Annotated in this window: 3 protein-coding genes and 1 pseudogene; all 4 read left to right on the top strand. The window is 72.1% G+C overall.

From position 1 onward, the window contains the following. The coding region (locus ACWGIU_RS33205; RefSeq protein WP_453711823.1) for a beta-propeller fold lactonase family protein at window positions 1-140 on the top strand (140 nt) is incomplete at its 5' end. Window positions 141-458: 318 nt separating this feature from the next. After that, window positions 459-1,421: an NAD-dependent epimerase/dehydratase family protein gene (locus tag ACWGIU_RS33210; RefSeq protein WP_453711821.1), complete on the top strand. Its 963-nt coding sequence runs from the start codon at window positions 459-461 to the stop codon at window positions 1,419-1,421. An 86-nt stretch (window positions 1,422-1,507) separates the two neighbouring features. Continuing rightward, entirely contained in the window at window positions 1,508-3,163 is a 1,656-nt protein-coding gene (locus ACWGIU_RS33215) for a carbamoyltransferase family protein (RefSeq protein ID WP_453711822.1), read from the top strand. Window positions 3,164-3,168: 5 nt separating this feature from the next. Further along, window positions 3,169-3,385 (top strand): annotated as a pseudogene (locus ACWGIU_RS33220) (transferase); the annotation flags it as partial.

Below are 3,385 nucleotides of genomic sequence, written 5' to 3' on the forward strand. Positions count from 1 at the left end.
GCCCGTCGGCGCGCCATCTGTACGTGTCCAACGAGTGGTCCGGTGACGTCACCTGGTTCGAAACCGATCCCGAGAGCGGGCGGCTCCACCTGGCCGGCAGGCTGGACGTCCCGGCCGCCGCCTGCGTCGTCCTCGCCTGAGCACGGGCCACCGGCAGCACGGGTCCCGGAGCACCGGTGCCCGGCCGGTGTGCTGCCGCGCCTCGGCACGTGCGACCGGCCTCGCTACGGGCTTCACTACCGGCTTCCCCACAGGCTTCGCGACAGGAACGTGTCGGCGACGACGGCCGCGGCCCTGCCATGACCTCACCCGACTGCCGCTTCCCACATGCCGCTCTGCCGGGGCTGCGGCAGGCTGAAGGCCGTACTCGCAGGGGTCCACCCGACCTGGCGGGCCCGGATATCGGCTCTTCCCGGTTTCTGCGTCCTTCGCCGTCCCTGTCGCCCGAGGAGATCACCATGGGCTCATCGCATGCGCCGCGCTGGGAGCACGCCGTCGTCACCGGCGGCGGGGGCTTCGTCGGCTCGCATCTGTGCTCCGCCCTGCTGGCCGCAGGGACCGCCGTCACCTGTGTCGACGACTTCAGCACAGGGCGGCCCGAGAACATCTCGGAACTGGTCGACCGTCCCGGATTCACCCTGCAGGAGACGAACGTCTCGCGGCCCTTCAGCGTACGAAGGGACCCGGACCTCGTTCTGCACCTGGCCTCGCCCGCTTCCCCCGCCGACTACCTCCGCCTGCCCCTCCACACGTTGGAGGCCGGCAGTCTCGGCACGCGAAATGCCCTGGAACTGGCACACCGCAGCGGGGCCCGCTTCGTCCTCGCCTCCACCTCGGAGGTCTATGGCGATCCGCAGGAACACCCCCAGAACGAGCGGTACTGGGGACACGTCAACCCCGTCGGCCCTCGCAGCGTCTACGACGAGGCCAAACGCTTCGGCGAGGCGCTGACCACCGCTCACGCCTCGGCCCTCGGTACGGACGCCTGCATCGTGCGGCTGTTCAACACCTATGGTCCCCGCATGCGGGGCTATGACGGTCGCGCCGTTCCCACGTTCATCCGCCAGGCGCTCGCGGGTGCGCCCTTGACCGTCACCGGCGACGGCCTGCAGACCCGTTCGCTGTGCTACGTCGAGGACACCGTCGCCGGTATCCTCGCGGCGGCCGACCACGGGATGCGGGGCCCCGTGAACCTCGGCAACCCCGACGAGCTCACCATGCTGGAGCTCGCCCGGTGGATCGTCGAACTGACCGGTTCCTCCTCGGAGATCACCTTCATCGAGCGGCCCACCGACGACCCGACCGTGCGCTGCCCCGACATCACGCTGGCGCGGGGCAAGCTCCAGTGGGAGCCGCGTGTGGCGGCCGAGGAAGGGCTGCGCCGCACCATCGCCTGGTTCCGCGCGCACTGCGACGACTGACCCCTTCGGGCTCGCCGTACGTTCGCCGCGGCTGCGGCCCCCTGCGCGGCCCGCCCGGCACACCCAGCCGAAAGGTCTCTTCCGCGATGCGCATTCTCGGAATCAACGCGCTCTTCCACGACCCTTCCGCCGCACTCGTCATCGACGGCCGCACGGTGGCCGCCGCCGAGGAGGAGCGGTTCTCCCGCCGCAAGCACGGCAAGCGGCCGGTGCCCTTCTCCGCGTGGGAACTGCCCGAACAGGCCGCGGCCTGGTGCCTGAAGCGTGCCGGTCTGCGTCCGCAGGACCTCGACGCCGTGGCGTACTCCTACGACCCCGCTCTGGCGCGGCCGGCCGACGCCATGGGGCTGGACGACCCGTGGGACCACCTCCGCCAGACGTACGCGCGCGAGGCCCCGGGGTTCCTGTCGGCCGCCCTGCCCGGCCTCGACCCCGGCCTCGTGCGCTTCGTTCCGCACCACATGGCGCATGCCGCGTCGGGCGCGTTCGCGGCCGACGGCGCGGACCGCAGTTCCGTCCTGGTCCTCGACGGACGCGGCGAACGTGCTTCGCACCTGGCGGCCCGCCGGACGGGCGACAGACTGGAGCCGCTGTACGCGCAGGACCTCCCGCACTCGCTCGGACTCGTCTACGAGGAACTCACCGCACACCTCGGATTCCTGAGGTCATCCGACGAGTTCAAGGTGATGGCACTCGCCTCCCACGGAAGCCCGCGGATGCTGGACGAGCTGCGCCGCTACGTGTACCCCACGGGCGACGGCGGCTTCCACGCCACCGGCGTCCCCTGGAACGAGTTCTGCGCACCCCGGGGCGCGGACGAGCCGTGGACCGGGACCCACGCCGATGTCGCCGCCAGTGCGCAGGCCGTGTTGGAAGAAACACTGCTCGACCTGGTCCGCTGGCTCCACGGCCGCACCCACGACGACGTGCTCACCCTCGCCGGGGGCGTCGCGCTGAACTGCGTGGCCAACTCCCGCATCGCACGGGAGGGTCCGTTCTCCCGCGTGTGGGTCCAGCCCGCCGCCGGAGACGCGGGAACGGCGCTCGGTTCCGCGCTGCTCCTCGCCGCCGGGGCGGGGGACACCCCGGAGCCCATGGCCGGAGCGGATCTGGGCCGCGACTGGTCGGACGCTGAACTCGGTGCCTGGCTCAAGACGGCGGGAGTCCCCTTCGAGCGGCCCCCGGACATCGCGGCCACCGTCGCGCAGGCGCTCGCCGACAACGCCATCGTGGCCTGGTTCCAAGGCCGTTCGGAGTTCGGACCGCGGGCGCTGGGGCACCGTTCGCTGCTGGCCCACCCCGGGCACGCGGGGAACCTGGAACGTCTCAACGACGTCAAGGGCCGTGAACAGTTCCGACCCGTCGCCCCGATGGTGATCGCCGACCGGGCGTCCGAGATCTTCGACGGACCGCTGCCCAGCCCGTACATGCTCTTCGTGCACGACGTGGCCGCCGGCTGGCGCGAGCGCATCCCGGCCGTGGTCCACGTCGACGGCACGGCCCGCATCCAGACCGTGGATCCGCAGCGTGAGCCCCTGGTGGCGCGCATGCTCACCGAGTTCGAACGGCGCACCGGACTGCCGGTCGTCGTCAACACCAGCCTGAACACCGCCGGCCGGCCGATGGTCGACGACCCCCGGGACGCCCTGGAGTGCTTCGGCTCGTCGCCGGTGGACCTGCTGGCCATCGGGCCCTACGCCGTGCGCCGGGACGGCATCTTCCGTACCGCCGAGGAAGGCTGACCGCCATGCTCCAGGCGTCCGTGACCCCGCCTCCGTACGCGATCGTCGTGCCCACCCTCGGCCGGCCCAGCCTCAGGGCCTGCCTGGACGCCGTGGCGGCCGCGACGGCCTCCGGGCGCGGCCCGGAGCGCATCGTTCTCGTACACGACCGTCCCGGCCCCGACGGAACTCCTCCTGCTCTGGACGTCCCCCCGGCGCTCCGCCCGATCACCACCGTCGTGG

This window comes from Streptomyces sp. NPDC054840 (assembly GCF_053611065.1).